Source organism: Bradyrhizobium sp. NAS96.2, from assembly GCF_001908235.1.
Taxonomy (GTDB): domain Bacteria; phylum Pseudomonadota; class Alphaproteobacteria; order Rhizobiales; family Xanthobacteraceae; genus Bradyrhizobium.
Window position 1 is genome coordinate 1 of the sequence record NZ_LGHK01000064.1, and the last position, 15,541, is coordinate 15,541.

19 protein-coding genes are annotated in these 15,541 nt (G+C 64.7%); 15 read left to right on the forward strand and 4 right to left on the reverse strand.

Going from position 1 to position 15,541, the window contains the following annotated elements; genetic code table 11:
• Positions 1 to 268: 268 nt before the first annotated feature.
• From AC628_RS15065 to AC628_RS15125, 13 genes are all read left to right on the forward strand, one after another.
• Positions 269 to 1,240 carry a Bug family tripartite tricarboxylate transporter substrate binding protein gene (locus tag AC628_RS15065; RefSeq protein WP_074127578.1) on the forward strand — a complete coding sequence of 324 codons (972 nt, stop codon included), beginning with the start codon at positions 269 to 271 and terminating at the stop codon, positions 1,238 to 1,240.
• A gap of 164 nt (positions 1,241 to 1,404) precedes the next feature.
• Complete coding sequence (locus AC628_RS15070; protein ID WP_074127604.1) at positions 1,405 to 1,689, forward strand: DUF3551 domain-containing protein; 285 nt, start codon at positions 1,405 to 1,407, stop codon at positions 1,687 to 1,689.
• Positions 1,690 to 1,822: 133 nt separating this feature from the next.
• Entirely contained in the window at positions 1,823 to 2,278 is a 456-nt protein-coding gene (locus AC628_RS15075; RefSeq protein ID WP_074127579.1) for an ArsR/SmtB family transcription factor, read from the forward strand.
• Complete coding sequence (locus AC628_RS15080) at positions 2,278 to 2,625, forward strand: SRPBCC family protein (protein ID WP_245321180.1); 348 nt, start codon at positions 2,278 to 2,280, stop codon at positions 2,623 to 2,625. The genes AC628_RS15075 and AC628_RS15080 overlap by 1 nt, the downstream gene beginning before the upstream one ends.
• A 17-nt stretch (positions 2,626 to 2,642) precedes the next feature.
• The gene (locus AC628_RS15085) at positions 2,643 to 3,380 is read left to right on the forward strand and encodes a DUF899 domain-containing protein (protein ID WP_074127581.1); all 738 of its coding nucleotides are present in this window, start codon (positions 2,643 to 2,645) and stop codon (positions 3,378 to 3,380) included.
• A gap of 154 nt (positions 3,381 to 3,534) precedes the next feature.
• The gene (locus tag AC628_RS15090) at positions 3,535 to 3,891 is read left to right on the forward strand and encodes a DUF1428 domain-containing protein (RefSeq protein ID WP_074127582.1); all 357 of its coding nucleotides are present in this window, start codon (positions 3,535 to 3,537) and stop codon (positions 3,889 to 3,891) included.
• A 128-nt stretch (positions 3,892 to 4,019) separates the two neighbouring features.
• Positions 4,020 to 4,637, forward strand: a complete 618-nt coding sequence (locus tag AC628_RS15095) for a hypothetical protein (RefSeq protein ID WP_074127583.1) — start codon at positions 4,020 to 4,022, stop codon at positions 4,635 to 4,637.
• Entirely contained in the window at positions 4,624 to 5,034 is a 411-nt protein-coding gene (locus AC628_RS15100; protein ID WP_074127605.1) for a transcriptional regulator, read from the forward strand. Before AC628_RS15095 ends, AC628_RS15100 begins: the two co-directional genes overlap by 14 nt.
• A 31-nt stretch (positions 5,035 to 5,065) precedes the next feature.
• Entirely contained in the window at positions 5,066 to 5,806 is a 741-nt protein-coding gene (locus AC628_RS15105; RefSeq protein WP_074127584.1) for a di-trans,poly-cis-decaprenylcistransferase, read from the forward strand.
• Positions 5,807 to 5,914: 108 nt separating this feature from the next.
• Positions 5,915 to 7,441 carry a magnesium-protoporphyrin IX monomethyl ester anaerobic oxidative cyclase gene (gene bchE / locus AC628_RS15110; protein ID WP_074127585.1) on the forward strand — a complete coding sequence of 509 codons (1,527 nt, stop codon included), beginning with the start codon at positions 5,915 to 5,917 and terminating at the stop codon, positions 7,439 to 7,441.
• Between the two features lie 234 nt (positions 7,442 to 7,675).
• On the forward strand, positions 7,676 to 7,975 hold the full coding sequence (locus AC628_RS15115) for a hypothetical protein (protein WP_245321181.1): 300 nt from the start codon (positions 7,676 to 7,678) through the stop codon (positions 7,973 to 7,975).
• A gap of 54 nt (positions 7,976 to 8,029) precedes the next feature.
• Positions 8,030 to 8,185 (forward strand): response regulator, encoded by a 156-nt coding sequence (locus AC628_RS15120; protein ID WP_167350155.1) that lies wholly within the window; start codon positions 8,030 to 8,032, stop codon positions 8,183 to 8,185.
• A gap of 304 nt (positions 8,186 to 8,489) precedes the next feature.
• On the forward strand, positions 8,490 to 9,728 hold the full coding sequence (locus AC628_RS15125) for a threonine ammonia-lyase (RefSeq protein WP_074127586.1): 1,239 nt from the start codon (positions 8,490 to 8,492) through the stop codon (positions 9,726 to 9,728).
• A 214-nt stretch (positions 9,729 to 9,942) separates the two neighbouring features.
• Here AC628_RS15125 and AC628_RS15130 read toward each other — a convergent pair whose 3' ends face one another.
• The 3 genes from AC628_RS15130 to AC628_RS15140 form a co-directional block, all read right to left on the reverse strand.
• The gene (locus tag AC628_RS15130; protein WP_074127587.1) at positions 9,943 to 10,464 is read right to left on the reverse strand and encodes a DUF1697 domain-containing protein; all 522 of its coding nucleotides are present in this window, start codon (positions 10,462 to 10,464) and stop codon (positions 9,943 to 9,945) included.
• Between the two features lie 7 nt (positions 10,465 to 10,471).
• Positions 10,472 to 11,113 (reverse strand): glutathione S-transferase family protein, encoded by a 642-nt coding sequence (locus AC628_RS15135; protein WP_074127606.1) that lies wholly within the window; start codon positions 11,111 to 11,113, stop codon positions 10,472 to 10,474.
• A 96-nt stretch (positions 11,114 to 11,209) separates the two neighbouring features.
• Positions 11,210 to 11,563 (reverse strand): hypothetical protein, encoded by a 354-nt coding sequence (locus tag AC628_RS15140; RefSeq protein WP_074127588.1) that lies wholly within the window; start codon positions 11,561 to 11,563, stop codon positions 11,210 to 11,212.
• A 243-nt stretch (positions 11,564 to 11,806) separates the two neighbouring features.
• Here AC628_RS15140 and AC628_RS15145 point away from each other — a divergent pair, with 243 nt between their 5' ends.
• Entirely contained in the window at positions 11,807 to 12,574 is a 768-nt protein-coding gene (locus AC628_RS15145; protein ID WP_074127589.1) for a dienelactone hydrolase family protein, read from the forward strand.
• A gap of 2 nt (positions 12,575 to 12,576) precedes the next feature.
• On the opposite strand, the gene AC628_RS15150 is transcribed toward AC628_RS15145, so the two are convergent.
• Positions 12,577 to 13,689, reverse strand: a complete 1,113-nt coding sequence (locus tag AC628_RS15150) for a helix-turn-helix transcriptional regulator (RefSeq protein WP_074127590.1) — start codon at positions 13,687 to 13,689, stop codon at positions 12,577 to 12,579.
• Between the two features lie 577 nt (positions 13,690 to 14,266).
• Between AC628_RS15150 and AC628_RS15155 the strand changes: the two genes are divergently transcribed.
• Positions 14,267 to 15,400 carry a hypothetical protein gene (locus AC628_RS15155; RefSeq protein ID WP_074127591.1) on the forward strand — a complete coding sequence of 378 codons (1,134 nt, stop codon included), beginning with the start codon at positions 14,267 to 14,269 and terminating at the stop codon, positions 15,398 to 15,400.
• Positions 15,401 to 15,541: the final 141 nt, after the last annotated feature.

The window sequence follows — 15,541 nt, forward strand, 5'->3', positions numbered from 1 at the left end:
CGTTGATCACGAGATGGTCGAGTCTATTCACCTTGACGGACATGATCGATCCTCTTTGGTCAAAAGCGCTTTCGAGCGAAGTGGACACCGGTTCGCGTGAAGAAAGCGCGTCAAAACTAAAACTCAGCGTTGCAGCTTAGTCTTTCGTCGCGGTCGGTGTCGCACGTGTCGCACTGGTCGCATCTGACATTGTTTGTTAAAACCGCGCCGCACGCAACGCAACAGAAACGGGCAGGGCACCAAACCCTGCTGGATCGGGAGAGACTTCATGATTTCACGCCGCACTGCGCTGGGCCTGATCGGGTCGGGGATTTCGACATTCGCGATCGGCCGCGCGTCCGCAGCCGACTATCCGGCGCGGCCGGTGCGCTGGATCGTGGGCTATCCGCCGGGCGGCGCCACCGACATCATCGCACGCCTGATCGGGCAGCGGCTGTCGGAGAAGCTCGGGCAGCAATTCGTGATCGAGAACAAGCCGGGTGCCGGCAACAATATCGGCACCGAGGCTGCGATCAACGCCGAGCCAGACGGCTACACCGTGCTGCTGGTCAATCCGGCGAACTACATCAACGCCTCGCTCTACGCCAATTTGAAGTTCAACTTCGTGCGCGACGTGGCGCCGGTTGCGTCCTTCAACCGCGTCCCGAACGTGATGACGGTCAACAAGGACGTGCCGGCGAAGAACGTCGCCGAGTTCATTGAATATGTGAAGGCGAATCCCGGCAAGGTGAATATGGCCTCTTCCGGCAACGGCACCTCGGTGCATCTCTCCGGCGAGATGTTCATGTCGATGACCGGCTGCAAGATGCAGCACGTGCCGTATCGCGGCGCTGCGCCTGCCATCACCGACATGCTCGGCGGCCAGGTGCAGGTGATCTTCGACAACATGCCTTCGATCATCCAGCACATCCGCTCCGGTTCGCTGCGCGCGCTCGGCGTGACGACGACGGATCGCTCCTCGCAATTGCCTGATGTGCCGGCGATCGCCGAGACCGTGAAGGGCTATGAGGCGAGCGCGCTGTTCGGCATGGGCGCGCCGAAGAACACGCCGAAGGAGCTGATCGCCAAGCTCAACACCGAGATCAACGCCGTTCTCGCCGAACCCGACATGCGGAAGCGCCTGGTCGAGCTCGGCGGCGACTCGCTGATCCAGACCCCGGAGGCCTTCGGCAACGACATCAAGGCCGAGACCGACAAGTGGAAGAAGGTGGTCGAGTTCGCGGGCCTCAAGGTCGAGTAAACCTCGGACGTTCAGCGTTGCTGAACCGCGCGGGCAGCTCTGATCCGCACGGTGATGCCTATCCCGCGAGGCACATCGCGGGGCCTTGACGCGGAATAAATTGACCTTCAGGAACCTTACCCGAGATGCCGCGCTTTAACTGCGGCATCTTAAGGAGGTGGATCATGCGCACGTCGCAAATGACAATGCTTGTCCTGGGAGCGATGACGCTTGCCGGAGCGGCAAGCATCACGCCGGCTTCCGCCGATCCTTATGACTATCCGTGGTGTGCACAGGGGCCGAGCCTGGGCTATCCCGGCGAATGCGCCTACCGAACCTATGAGCAGTGCCTCGCGAGCGTATCGGGGCGCTTTCTCGCTTGCGGAGAGAATCCGCGCTTTCTGTTCAGCGAGCCCCCGCCGCCGCCGCGCCGTTATCAACGCCGGCACCGGACGGTCTACCCCGACTAGCAAACTTCCGCACCGGCGCCGCGCAAGACGGCCTTGCGACGTCTCCGACGTTCGTCGTGACGGTGCGCCCGTCGTCGCGCGATCGTGAAGACGCGCGCTTGACGCCGCGCCGTTTGCGCCTATACTAAACCACATGGTTAAGTATCAGGACGAAACGCTGGACCGCACCTTCGCGGCGCTTTCCGATCCCACCCGCCGCGCGCTGCTGGCGCGGCTCGGCGAGCAGGAAAGCCTGTCGGTGAGCGAGCTGGCGCAGCCATTCGCGATGTCGTTGCCGGCGATCATGAAGCATCTCGACGTGCTCACGGATGCCGGCCTGGTCGCGCGCGAGAAAACCGGCCGCACGGTGGCGTGCCGGCTCACCGCGAGGCCGATGGAGCAGGCGATGAACTGGCTCAATCGCTATGCGCAATTCTGGTCCGACAATCTCGACCGCCTTGCCGCTTTTGTGGAGGAAGACCCATGGCAAACAAGTCTGCAGTCGCCGCCGACGCCGGTCTCGCCGCGCGTCCAAGCCTCACCCTCACGCGGCGGCTCCGCGCCCGGCCGGAAAAAGTCTACGCCGCGTGGACCGAGCCGGAAATCCTAGTGCAGTGGTTCGGTCCGGGTCAGGTCAAGCCCGGCACGACGCAGGCCGACCTCGATGTCCGCGTCGGCGGCCGCTACCGGATCAAGTTCACCGGCACCAGCGGGGAGTATCACGAGGTCGGCGGCATCTATCGCGAGGTGGTGCCGAACGAGAGGCTGGTGTTCAGCTGGGCCTGGCATTCGACGCCGCAGCGCGTCTCCGAGGTGACGGTGTCGATCAAGCCGGACGGCGGCGGTACCTTGCTCACCTTCCATCACGCGCAGTTCGTCGATGAGACCGCGCGCGACAATCACCAGCGCGGCTGGACCGAATTCCTCGGCAATCTCCAACAATATGTCGACGCCTGAAGCGCAGGGAGCATCGCATGTCTCAGCACAAGATCGTTTCGCGCGAAGAATGGACCGCGGCCCGCAAGGCGCTGATGGTCGGCGAGAAGCAGCTCACCCAGGCCCGCGAAGCGCTGAGCCGGCAGCGCCGCGAGCTGCCGTGGGTGAAGGTCGACAAGGACTATGTGTTCGACGGGCCCGGCGGCAAGGTGGCGCTCGGCGATCTCTTCAAGGGCCGGCCGCAGCTCGTGGTGCAGCACGTGATGTTCGCGCCGGAGTGGGACGCGGCGTGCAAGAGCTGTTCGTTCTGGATCGACGGCTTCGAGCGCATGGTTCCGCATCTGGCCGCGCGCGACACCACGATGGTCGCGATCTCGCGCGCACCGCTGGCCAAGCTCGAGGCCTTCAAGCAGCGAATGGGCTGGAGCTTCGACTGGGTCTCGTCGGGAGAGAATGACTTCAACTACGACTATGCGGTCTCGTTCACCCCCGAGCAGATCGACGCCGGGAACGCGCAATACAATTATGGAACGACCCCGCTCTACGGGCCCGAATTGCCCGGGATCAGCGTGTTCTATCGCGATGACGCCGGCGCCGTGTTCCACACCTATTCCACATTCGCCCGCGGCCTCGACATGATGAATGCCGCCTATCACTACCTCGACCTGACGCCGCTCGGCCGCCACGAGGAGGGCTTGCCCTATCCGATGGATTGGGTGCGGCTACGTGACCAATACCAACCGGCGCCGGTTCAGGCATCCTGCTGTCACTCCTGACGATCGCCCACGCGTCGCGTTGGCGATCGTCATGCCGGGGCGATGCGGAGCATCGAACCACAGATGCGCAATTGCGCATCGGGGGGGTCTCGAGATTCCGAGTTCACGCTTCGCGTGCCCCGGAATGATGGCAGCAGACAGCAGGAATCTCTCCATGCCTTACGTCGATGGTTTCGTCGTCGCCGTGCCGAAGAAGAAACTCAAAGCCTATGCGAAGCTCTCGAAGATGGCCGGCAAAGTCTGGCGCGAACATGGCGCGCTGGATTATCGCGAGTGGGTCGCCGACGACGTCAAGCCGGGCAAGCTGACGTCGTTTCCGCAGAGCGTGAAGCTGAAGGCCGGCGAAACCGTCGTGTTCGCTTGGATCACCTACAAGTCGCGCGCCCAGCGCGACAGGATCAACGCCAAGGTGATGGCGGATCCGCGCTTTGCGTCGATGGATCCGAAGACCGCGCCGTTTGATCTCAAGCGCATGATCTATGGCGGCTTTGCGAGCTTGGTGAAAGTCTGAGGCGGCACGGTTTCGCCGCAATCCGCGCAGTAACCGGCCGTTAAACATCACGTTCGGCAGGCTGAGCGATGCCGCTTGCGTTTACTTGGTGATCCCGTATACTTTGCAATACAAAGTGCGGGCAAATCATGCGCGACCTCGACAAGGCCTTGGCCGATATTCTCGCGATCCGCAGCCAGATTGCGGCGGGAACCGCATTCCGCGGCTACGGCCCGGCGACCGTCGCCGCCACCAGCGGCATCGCGCTCGTCACCGCGCTTGCCCAATATCTCTGGCTCGACGATCCCACCGGTCATCCGATCGCCTTCCTTGCGGGCTGGGCGGCGGCCGCGCTGCTGTCGGCGGTGCTGATCTGGATCGAGATGCAGGCGCGCTCGCGGCGGCATCATTCGGGCCTTGCCGACGCGATGGTCCAGCAGGCGATCGAGCAGTTCGTTCCCGCTGTTATCGCCGGCGTGTTGCTCGCGGTCCTGCAATGGAAATTCGCGCCCGAGACGCTGTGGATGCTACCCGGCCTGTGGCAGGTGCTGGTCAGCCTCGCCGTGTTCGCCTCGGTCCGCCTGCTGCCGCGCACGATCGCGCTCGGCGGGGCCTGGTACTTCCTGTCGGGCTTCACGGTGCTCCTGATCGCAAGCCAGAGCCACGCGCTGTCGCCCTGGACCATGGGACTGCCATTCGCGATCGGCCAGTTGCTGCTCGCAGCGCTGTTGTATTTCGCTTCCGGAGGCCATGATGCCGAAGACTGACGTGACCACCGCGCCATTCGCCTATGATGGCCTCGACCGCGTCATCCACGAGAAGGCGCGGCTCGGCCTGCTCACCTCGCTGATGGCGCATCCGAAGGGGCTCGCCTTCGCCGACCTCAAGCAGCTCTGCGGACTGACCGACGGCAATCTCAGCCGGCATCTGCAGGTGTTGCAGGAGGCCGGCCTCGTCGACGTCATCAAGGGTTATGAAGGCAATCGTCCGCACACCACCTGCCGTCTGACCAAGAGCGGCCGCCGCCGTTTCCTCGACTATCTCGCCGTGCTCGAGCAGCTGGTGCGCGATGCGGCCAAGGCTGCCGGCACGTCCGACAAGACTGAAAAGATCGCCGGCAAGGACGAAGGCGCATCTGGCCGCCTTGGTATCCAGCCGGTTTGATCATCCCCTTTTTTTGCCCGGAGACTTTGTGATGCAAAGCAACGTTGCGCTCAAGCCGGAAGCCGACGCCCGGCTGCATGTCGGCATCATCATGGACGGCAACGGCCGCTGGGCGACGCGGCGCGGCCTGTCGAGGCTGCGCGGACATGAGGCGGGCGTCGAGGCGATCCGCCGCATCGTCGAGGCCGCGCCGGACCAGGGCGTCGGCACGCTGACGCTCTACGCATTCTCGAGCGACAATTGGCGGCGGCCGAAAGCCGAAGTCACGGCGCTGATGGCACTGTTGCGGTTCTATCTCGCCAACGAGATCGCGGCCCTGGTGCGCAATGGCGTCCGCCTCACCGTGATCGGCCGCCGCGACCGGCTGCCCGACGGCATCGCGGCCGCGATCACCCGCGCCGAGGCTGAGACTTGCGACGGCACCACGCTGCATCTGCGCATCGCGATCGACTATTCGGCACGCGACGCGATCCTGAACGCCGCGGTGCGCGCCGCCGGCACAGGCCAGCTGAGCCGCGAGAGCTTCGCCGATCTCATCACCGGCGAAGCCGGCTTGCGTGACGTCGATCTGATCATCCGCACCTCGGGCGAGAAGCGGCTGTCGGACTTCCTCCTCTGGGAGGGCGCCTATGCCGAGCTGCACTTCACCGAGCGGATGTGGCCCGAATTCGATGCCGATGATCTCGCCGACGCGCTCGCCTCGTTCCACCGCCGCGAGCGCCGCTTCGGCGGGCTGACCGCGATCGCGCCGGCGCAGGTGCCGAACCTTTAGCGCGAGCCGCGCGTCTAGCTGTTCCAAAAGCCCGGCCGGGGGGTTGGGCTCTCCTTCACAAGATGCGGGGACGAACGATCACGCCAACCAAAGCGGGAGCGATCATCCATGCGCATTCTTCTCATCAACGTGCCGCACCCGGCGATCGGCAGCCGGATCCCCGACGACCATCTGCCGCCGCTCGGCCTGCTGTCGATCGGCGGCCCGCTGATCGACGACGGACACCACGTTCGGCTGCTCGATGCCGAGTTCGGGCCGATGCCGCTCGAAGCCATCGTGGCGGAGGCATCGCGGTTTTCGCCCGATGCCATCTTGTTCGGCCATTCCGGCTCGACCTCGGGCCATCCGGTCATCGCGGAAGTGGCGCGGGCCATTGTCAACGCCGTGCCCAAGGTGCGGATCATCTATGGCGGAGTGTTTCCGACCTATCATTGGCGCGAGATCCTGCGCGAGGAACGCTACGTCACCGCGATCGTGCGCGGTGAGGGCGAAGAGACGGCGCGGCGCCTGATGCGGGCGCTGGAGACCGGCGACGATCTTCGCAGCATCAAAGGCATCGCCTTCCGCGATGACTATGGGCCGCGCGTCACGCCGCCGGCGCCTGTTATCCGCGACCTCGATGCCTATCGCGTCGGCTGGGAGTTGATCGATCACGCGCGCTACAGCTACTGGGGAGGGCTGCGCGCCGTCGTGGTGCAGTTCTCGCGGGGCTGTCCGCATCTCTGCAACTATTGCGGCCAGCGCGGCTTCTGGACACGATGGCGGCACCGCGATCCCGTGCGCTTCGCCAGGGAATTGGCGCGGCTGCATCGCGAGCACGGCGTCAAGGTGATCAATTTCGCCGACGAGAATCCGACCGTCTCGAAGAAGGCCTGGCGCACTTTTCTCGAGGCCCTGATCGCGGAGAATGTCGATCTGATCCTGGTCGGCTCGACCCGCGCCGACGATATCGTCCGCGATGCCGACATCCTGCATCTTTACAAAAAGGCGGGCTGGCAGCGCTTCCTGCTTGGCATGGAGAACACCGACGAGAAGACATTGGAGCTGATCCGCAAGGGCGCGACCACCACGATCGATCGCGAGGCCATCCGTCTGTTGCGCCAGCACGGCATCCTGTCGATGGCGACCTGGGTGGTCGGCTTCGAGGAGGAGACCGATCGCGATCATTGGCGCGGCCTGCGGCAGTTGTTGTCCTACGATCCGGATCAGATCCAGATGCTCTATGTCACGCCGCATCGCTGGACGCCGTATTTCCGTCTCGCGGCAGAGCGGCGCGTCATCCAGACCGATCGCAGGCTCTGGGACTACAAGCATCAGGTGCTCGCGACGCGGCACATGCCGCCATGGCGGGTGCTGCTCTGGTTCAAGTTCACCGAGATGGTGCTGCAATGCCGCCCGAGGGCCTTGCTGCGCGTGCTGTTTCATCGCGACGCCGGGCTTCGTCATGCGATGCGCTGGTACACGCAGATGGGACGCCGGGTCTGGCCGCACGAAATTCTCGGCTTCCTGCGCGACGTCAGGCTGACGAACGGGCCGACGGTGCGGGAATTTTGGGGCGATCCGCAGGATAGTGAGGAAGAAGCGATGTCATCGCAGCGGCCCGAGCGCCGGGTCGGCACATCGCGCGCAGCGTAAATCGATACCGTCATGCCGGGGTCTGGATAACTGGCGCTGATGACTGGACGCCTGAGTCATCAGCGCGATAATTTCCGGATCGACTGCGCAGAACAAAAAGAACCGTGGCGGTCGAGGCGGCGAGTTGAGCATACAGGTTGCGATTCTAAAAATATTGGCCAGTCACGTCAGCGGCAGAGCCACACTCGATTCACTCAAGCACGACCTCGCAATTCTTTCGTCGAGCGGCGATGATTGGCATGCGCGGATCAAACGCCTGGCGTCGCGGGTCCCGAACTCGACATCTTCAGCAATGGCTATGTGCTGCGTGACGTCGAAGGCTGGGAGATCACACCGGCCGGACGTGAGTTCCTGCGCGCGCTGGAAGCGGTCACGCAAGACAATCTGCCGGCTGCGCCGGTGGCCGAGGCCGCGGTCCGCGCCGAGGGCAGGTTGATCGTGGTCGGTCACCGCTTCAGGAACAGGACGCGGCCGCAACGTGATGCGGAGCCGAGCGCATCGGTGCGGCGCCGGCCGTCCCGCGAGCCGCGTTGAACCTCGGAGCGTTGCCGGCGACCTACCTTCGGGACGTGGTTCTGGAGGTCGCAAATGACTGCATTGGCTCAATCGATCGCTCGGGTATTTCCGGCCAATTCGATTCGGAGCAGCATCGCCCGGCACGTCCTGCTGTTCGGCTTTGCGGTCCTGTTCGTCGCGGTGCTACGGGCGAGCTATGGCCTCGATCTGAGTGCGGGCTTCTTCTGATTTTTCAGGCTGCAAGTCATACTGGGTTAACCGGACCGGGATAGCTAAGCGCACGCTATCCTTGCATCTCGAACCCGGGCCGATCTTCCATGGATAAGCCGATGCGCTGCCAGTGCGGCAGGACGCGAACCATTGTGCTCGACAAGCATTTCTGGACCGCGCTGCTATGCCCCAAATGCGATGAGACCCAGCTGGCCGCGCCGGCCAGGCCGGAGCAACGGGTGTTGACCGCGCGATAGCCGGTCGTCTTCGGCGCCGAAACCCGCTAGGTTCCGTCTGATGAAACGGTCCAAAGCGAAACCCGATGCCGCATCCTTCCGACACCACCGCCGCAACGCCTGCTGACGTGACGCTTGCCGACGTGCGTCGTGCCGCCGAAACCATCAGGGACTCGGTCATGGTTACGGCATGCAACGAGAGCCGCACGCTCGGCGAGATCTGCGGCTGCCGCCTGTTCCTCAAATTCGAGAACCTGCAATTCACCTCGACCTTCAAGGAGCGCGGCGCGCTGAACAGGCTGCGGGCGCTGTCAGCCGAAGAGCGCAAGCGCGGGGTGATCGCGATGTCGGCCGGCAACCATGCCCAGGGCGTGGCCTATCACGCGAAGCGGCTCGGCATCCCCGCCACCATCGTGATGCCGATCGGCACCCCGATGGTGAAGATCGAAAACACCAGGCGGCATGGCGCCGAGGTCATCATCACCGGGCAGACGCTGGAAGAATGCTTCGCCTTCGTCGGCACGCACGCCGCAGAGCGCGGCCTGATCCTGATCCACCCCTATGACGATCCCCTGATCATCGCCGGGCAGGGCACGATCGGGCTCGAAATGCTCGAGGCGGTGCCGGAGCTCGATATCCTGGTGGTGCCGATCGGCGGCGGCGGGCTGATCTCGGGCATCGCCACGGCCGCCAAGGCGATCAAGCCGTCGGTGCAGATCATCGGCGTGCAGGCCCAGCTCTATCCGTCGATGTACAATGCCGTCAAAGGCAAGCAGCTGCCGATGCGCGGCGACACGCTGGCCGAGGGCATCGCGGTCAAGGCGCCCGGGCAGATCACCACCAGGATCGTCCGCGACCTCGTCGACGACATCGTGCTGGTCAGCGAGGACCAGATCGAGCGCGCGGTCGCGACCCTGATCTCGATCGAGAAGACGGTGGTCGAGGGCGCCGGCGCCGCCGGCCTTGCAGCGGTGCTCGCGGCGCCGGAGCGCTTTGCCGGCCGCAACGTCGGCCTCGTGCTGACCGGCGGTAATATCGACACCAGGCTGATCGCCTCGGTCCTGACCCGCGAGCTCGCGCGCGAAGGACGGTTGACGCAGCTGGCGCTCGACATCGTCGACCGGCCCGGACAGCTCGCGGCGGTGTCGATCCTGCTTGCCGATGCCGGCGCCAACATCATCGAGGTCTCGCACCAGCGCACCTTCTCCGATCTGCCGGCGAAGGCGACGCTGCTTGAGCTCGTGATCGAGACCCGCGACCGCGCCCATCTGGAGGACGTGCTGACCAAGCTCGGCGCAGCCGGATTCGCGGTGCGGGAGAGTTAGGGATCTTGCACTCTTCGTCGTGAGCTGAAGTACTCAACCCGTCATCTTGAGGAGGCCGCAAGGCGGCCGTCTCGAAGGATGAATCGGCCACCAGCCGGACCGTACATCCTTCGAGGCTCGCAAGAGCTCGCACCTCCAGCGACGAAGGCGCAGCCCTTGCGCGGGGATGACGGAGCGAGGTTAGCGGCGAGGATGACGGTCTCGGATGGGCGAACTAGGCCTTCTCATCGCCCGCGGCGAGCTCGGCGAGCTTCGCGATGGTGTTGAGATTGCGCGCGGTGCCGCTCGTGGCGGCGGGGATCTTCAGCTTCGAACGGCCCATGCCGCTGCCATAGGCGACGTAGATCTCGCGCTTGCCGAGCCGCATCTGCTCGTCCTGCTGGCCCTTGACGTCTTTCAGGGCGTCCTTGGACGGCGGCTCGTCAAGGAAGATCGCGACCGTAAAATTCGGCGGCGCTTTCGGAAACGGATTCGCCTTCAGCACCGCGGCGATCTCGTCCGCGCTCCTGACGGCGACGCCGACCGGCTTGCCGGCATAGGCCTGCAGCCGCTGCTCCAGCGCGGCCTTGACCTTGGGCGCGCCGAGTTTGGAGGAGAACACGACATTGCCGCTGGCGATGTAGGTCTCGACGTCGGCAAATCCGGCGTCGACGCACATCGCCTTCAATTCGGCCATCGGCAGCTTGCCGGTGCCGCCGACATTGACCGCGCGCAACAAAGCGACGTAACGCGGCATCACGGCCTCACGTCAGCAGCAGCGCCATGCCGGGATCGCCCTTCTGCATCGCGCGCTGATAGGCCGGGCGCGCGGCGATGCGGCCGAGATAGTTCCTGATGTTGGGGCAGCGGCCGAGGTCATAGGGCAGGAAATAGCGCATCGTCGTCAGCGAGAAGCCGATCATGATGTCGGCCGTCGTGAACGTATCGCCCGCGAGATATGTGGCGTCACGGACGCGCGCGTCGATCAGATCGAACGAACGGTCGACCCTCGCTTTGGTCGCGACCAGCATCGGATTGTCGGCCGTGAGGTTGAGCCGGTGCAGGATCATGCTGCGGCCCATCTGTGCCTGCAGCGTGCCGTTGGCGAAGTGAAACCAGTACAGGAACTGGGCGAAGTCAGGATGATCGGATTTCAGCGCCAGCCGTCCATCGCCGTATTTGGCGACGATGTATTCGACAACAGCTCCGGATTCGGCCAGCACCAGCTCGCCGTCGGTGATGACGGGCGCAGCGCCGATCGGGTGCAGCGCCTTGTAATCGGCCGGCGCCAGCATCGTGACGGGATCGCGCGCGGTGCACTTCAGTTCATAGGGGATCCCCAGCTCCTCGCACAGCCAGACGATCCGCTCCGATTGCGACTTTCCGAGATGGTGAACGGTGAGCATGCGCGCTCCTGAAGCATGATCCGGAAAAGTGGACACCGGTTTTCCGAAAACGATCACGCGAAAATAATGATCATGGTGCGCTTCCATGGAAGCGCATCAGGCGTCCGCTTTCTTCTTCGCCGGCTTCTTCTCAGATTTCTGCTCAGATTTCTGCTCAGATTTCTTCTTGGATTCCGTGGCCGGCGGCGGCTCGTCCATCGCCTTCTTCATGGCGCGGGCATAGGCGTCGGCGGCGTTCTCGGCCGAATTCTGCAACCGCTTGGCGGTCGCGGTGGCGTTCAGGATCGTGCTCTTGGCGAGGTGGCGCAAGCGCGCCTTGGTGTCCTTGTCCTTGGCCTTGGCCGCGCGCGCGACCCAGACGGCCTGGCGCTTCTTGGCAGCCGCCATCACGGCCTTGGTCTGTGCTCTTGCGGTTTGCCGGATGACGGCGTCGAGGTCGGCTTCGGCCATTCAGATACACTCATTGACTGGACATGCGCCGATGGGGCGCACGGAAGGAGGGGAGCTATCACTAGCTCAACCGGCGCCGTTTGAACATGCTGATCCTCTTGCGATGCCCCTGGGGGCGGCCACAGCCAGCGGCTGGCGTGCCGGCCGTGCCGGTCAAACGAATGAACGCTCTACCGGGCGTACGGTTCGGCATGATATAGCGGCGCGGCCCGGCCGGGGCCGCGCAATCCAATCGAGGTTTCGATGCCAGCAATCAGCCGACGGAGCCTGCTTGGCGGCCTTGCCGTGCTGGCTGCATCGCCTTCGCTCGCGGCGGCAACCGCCGAGACGCTGACTGTCGATGCCGGCGAGAGCCCGGTCACGCTCAGCCGTTTCGCCGCCGGGCGCGCCGGCAAGCGGCCGGCCGTGCTTGTCCTGCACGGCTCGCGCGGCTTCGATCTCAGGCCGCAGGCCTACGAGCGCTATGCCAACGCGCTGACGGCGGACGGCATCGACGCCTATTTCGTGCGCTACTACACGCCGGCCGACGAGCAGGCATTCGAGACGATGCACACGCGCGAGCGCCGCGAGGCCTATGAGACCGGGCGTTTCGACGCCTGGGCCGCGCGCGTCTCCTCCGTGCTGACCACGGTGCTGGCAGGTGTGGATAGTTCCGGCCGGGTCGGACTGCTCGGCTTTTCTCTCGGCGGCTACGTTGCGGCGGCCGCGGCGGCGCGTGACGAGCGGGTGTCCGCGCTGGCTGTGCTGTATGGCGGCATGCCCGACAAGATCGCGCCTCAGGTGAAACATCTGCCGCCGATGATCGAATTGCACGGCGAGGCCGATCGCAACGTGCCGCTTGCGAGCGGTGAGCAGCTTGTCAAGCTGGGCAAATCGGTCGGCGCCGCGGCGGAGATCGTCCGGTATCCGGGCAAGGCGCACGGTTTTGATTTTGCGGACAATGACCCAATGACCGCTGACGCGGTCAGCCGTGTTGCCGGATTCTTCCAGGCTCGCCTGAGCGCGGCGTAAGTCTATTCCGCGGACGGACCCGGCGGGACCTTGGCGCCGGCGAGCAGTCCGGCCAGCTCCACCTGCCGGCCGAGCCCGGTCTTCGCCAGCACGGCCTTGAGCTGGTTGCGCACCGTTTCGCGCGAGATCCCGAATGTGACGGCGATCGCCTCGACGGTGCGTCCCTCGCCGATGCCGCGCGCGACGCGCGCTTCGGCCGGCGTCAGGTCGAACAGGCCCTGCAACACTTCCGCGGTCGGCACCTCTGATGGCACCACCGGCGTCACGATCACGATCGCCAGCGCGCGGTCGAACAGGTCGCGCGCCGCGCCCTGGATCGGGACCAGATGCACGATCAGCGGCGGACGATCGGCCTGTGCCGCGATCGGGACCGAGCGGACCTCCACGCCGATGAGGCCGTGATCGAGCGCTCCGACGGCCTGCGCGAACAGCGCATCGGCGGCAGGCACTGCCAGCGTCAGGCGATCGGTACGATCCTGCATCACGTCGGGCACCAGGCGGTTGAACAGCGTGTTGGCCGCCATCAGGCGACCGCCGCGCCGCAGCACCGCCGCGGGCAGGCCGAGCATCGCCAGCGACTCGGTTGCCGCCTTGGCGCGCTCCATCCCGAGCCGCGCTGACAGCAGCGCGGCTCGCGCCAGGTGCGGGCGCAGCGCATCGAGCTGTTCGATCGCTTCCGGCTCGATCGGCCCGTGCTGGTACTCGCGCTCGACGCTGAAGATCAGCACGTCGCCGCTCGGCACCGGGATCGCAGTACCGGCGCCCCATCCGAGCCCGCGCGGACGGAAGAATTCGCGGATCTGGAAATCCTGCTGCACTTCCTCGGGCGTATCGAACACGTCGATGTCGCGCAGGAAGCCGGCATGATTGGCCGCGAGCAGGCGCGGCAACCGCCCGTTGCGCTCGTGCCAGCCGCCTTCGACATAGGCAACCGTGTCGTCGTGCATGTCGGGGGAGGCGACCCAACGGACGTCGTGCGGGTCTGCCGTCAGCAGCACGATACCGCGCGCCCGCGCGATCCCGCCGACCTGATGCAGAACGTTCGGCCATAACTCCGGGAGGACCGCGGCCTCATAGGCCAGTTCAATCAGATGCTCGTGCAGGTCGTTCGCCATCGGCCATTCCAGAAATGCTGTTGCCCAACAGATAACCCTTCGATCGCGGAATTATTGCCTAGAGCAATTCAGTCTGGCCTACGAGTCCGGGCTATTCCGGTGCGACCACTCGTATCTCGAGGAATTCCGGTGTTTGGCGGTCTAGCGGGTAGAGCCTCGCGCCTGCGTGCCGGGTCTCGTTCGTTTGGCAGCGATCCGGCGCGCGGCTGCCAGCGCAGCCTGCGCCCAGACCAGGAGCTCTTGGGCTCGAGCGACGCGCCGAAGGCCGCCGACGCCAGGGTCACCGAGATCAAGCCCAAGACTTGATGATCAAGCTCGATGACTGGGACCTGACGATCGCCGGCGGTTGTGGCGAAATTGAACCCGCGTGACAGTCAGACATCTTTCCGACGTGTCGCGAAACGTAGTCGCCATGAATTGCCGCCGCGCCCGGCCCGGCAGCGTCACACGTTTGCAACGCTGCGCGCGATCGTTCGACCATGAACATCCTTTAATTTGTATCCGCGCGACTTGTCGCGCCTGCTAGGCGGCCATCTTGTGACATTCAGTCGAGCCGTCGCCGGCTCGGGGAGGGCCGATGATCAGCCGCAGGGCGCTTTCCGGATTGCTGATGACGCTGGTCGGACCCTCATCGATCACCGGCAACACGCTGGGGCTCGGTCATTGCCGGGGATCGTGCGCGAATGTCGACCTGCCGGCACTTGGCTACGATACGTTCTGCCGGTCGTTCTTCGATATCGCGGCGAAGGGAAAACTGCGCGCGATCGCAACCGGCCCGGACATCCGGCGGGAGATGCGGTCGCTGTTCCGGGCGCGGCGGCTCTATCGGCCTTCCCGCGACGATATCCGGATTCTCTGGCGCGACACGGCGGATGGATTCTCGGTCGCGAAAGTCGAGTTCGATCTGGAATGCGGCGTGCCGGTGCGAGGATGTCTCGGGATCCCCGACGGCGCGTTCAAGGGATTGATCCTGCTCGGTCACGGCATGGCGAGCACGCCGGAGCGATGCTTCGATGATGCCGACAAGGACTACATGAACGCGCTCGGCAAGCAGCTTTGCCAGGACGGCTATGTCGTCTGGTGTCCCTACATCGTCCAGATCGGAAATCAGGAAAGCCAGAACAACATCGCCGCGATGCTGGCATCCCATGGCGTCTCCGCGCACAACGTGTCGTGCGCATCGATCGACGCCGGTGAAACCGTCTGCCGGAAGCTGACCGGAGCGTCCGGTCTGAATATCGGCGTCTACGGGGTGTCCTCGGGTGCGTTTCTCGCGTTGCATCTGGAAGCCGCGACGGGGCGGATGCGGCCGACCGTCGTCTCCGGATATATGCGCGACGAGAAGAAGTTTCTGATGTCGTCCACCATCAGCAAGAACCTCGGCATCGAACTTGCGGCCTACATTCATTTCGCCAACAGCCGTGCAAAATACACCGGCGCGGAGCTGGCATACCTGCTCTGTCCGTGCCCGCTGTTCGTCGAGATCGGCAGCCACGATGCTGCAAACGCGATCGAGCTCGGGCGGGACGAGAAGTTTGCGGAAATGCAGTCGGTCTACGCGGCCGCAGCCCATCCGCAACTGATCGAGATGGACGTCTTCGACGGCGTGCACGAGGCCAGCGGCAAGCGCGCAAGGCCGTGGCTGTACGGCCATCTGGCGTCGCCTGTCTATCAAGAGACATCTCGCTTGAAGAACGCCATCGCGCTGTGAGTGGCGGCCGCTATTCCCGCTGCAATACGTCGCCGAACCTGCGCCGTGTCGCAGATGCCCGTCCCTGACTTCGATCCTGCCGGCGGCACGCTTGCGCGTATCACATTGATGGGAGCTTCCGGCGTCCGCGGCATGCCCCGA

What these genes read in the sequence shown, in the direction of transcription:
- AC628_RS15065 (WP_074127578.1), top strand. Translation starts at nt 269, where the DNA reads ATGATTTCACGCCGCACTGCGCTGGGCCTGATCGGGTCGGGGATTTCG.
- AC628_RS15070 (WP_074127604.1), top strand. Translation starts at nt 1,405, where the DNA reads ATGCGCACGTCGCAAATGACAATGCTTGTCCTGGGAGCGATGACGCTT.
- AC628_RS15075 (WP_074127579.1), top strand. Translation starts at nt 1,823, where the DNA reads ATGGTTAAGTATCAGGACGAAACGCTGGACCGCACCTTCGCGGCGCTT.
- AC628_RS15085 (WP_074127581.1), top strand. Translation starts at nt 2,643, where the DNA reads ATGTCTCAGCACAAGATCGTTTCGCGCGAAGAATGGACCGCGGCCCGC.
- AC628_RS15090 (WP_074127582.1), top strand. Translation starts at nt 3,535, where the DNA reads ATGCCTTACGTCGATGGTTTCGTCGTCGCCGTGCCGAAGAAGAAACTC.
- AC628_RS15095 (WP_074127583.1), top strand. Translation starts at nt 4,020, where the DNA reads ATGCGCGACCTCGACAAGGCCTTGGCCGATATTCTCGCGATCCGCAGC.
- AC628_RS15100 (WP_074127605.1), top strand. Translation starts at nt 4,624, where the DNA reads ATGCCGAAGACTGACGTGACCACCGCGCCATTCGCCTATGATGGCCTC.
- AC628_RS15105 (WP_074127584.1), top strand. Translation starts at nt 5,066, where the DNA reads ATGCAAAGCAACGTTGCGCTCAAGCCGGAAGCCGACGCCCGGCTGCAT.
- bchE (WP_074127585.1), top strand. Translation starts at nt 5,915, where the DNA reads ATGCGCATTCTTCTCATCAACGTGCCGCACCCGGCGATCGGCAGCCGG.
- AC628_RS15120 (WP_167350155.1), top strand. Translation starts at nt 8,030, where the DNA reads ATGACTGCATTGGCTCAATCGATCGCTCGGGTATTTCCGGCCAATTCG.
- AC628_RS15125 (WP_074127586.1), top strand. Translation starts at nt 8,490, where the DNA reads ATGCCGCATCCTTCCGACACCACCGCCGCAACGCCTGCTGACGTGACG.
- AC628_RS15130 (WP_074127587.1), bottom strand. Translation starts at nt 10,464, where the DNA reads ATGCCGCGTTACGTCGCTTTGTTGCGCGCGGTCAATGTCGGCGGCACC.
- AC628_RS15135 (WP_074127606.1), bottom strand. Translation starts at nt 11,113, where the DNA reads ATGCTCACCGTTCACCATCTCGGAAAGTCGCAATCGGAGCGGATCGTC.
- AC628_RS15140 (WP_074127588.1), bottom strand. Translation starts at nt 11,563, where the DNA reads ATGGCCGAAGCCGACCTCGACGCCGTCATCCGGCAAACCGCAAGAGCA.
- AC628_RS15145 (WP_074127589.1), top strand. Translation starts at nt 11,807, where the DNA reads ATGCCAGCAATCAGCCGACGGAGCCTGCTTGGCGGCCTTGCCGTGCTG.
- AC628_RS15150 (WP_074127590.1), bottom strand. Translation starts at nt 13,689, where the DNA reads ATGGCGAACGACCTGCACGAGCATCTGATTGAACTGGCCTATGAGGCC.
- AC628_RS15155 (WP_074127591.1), top strand. Translation starts at nt 14,267, where the DNA reads ATGATCAGCCGCAGGGCGCTTTCCGGATTGCTGATGACGCTGGTCGGA.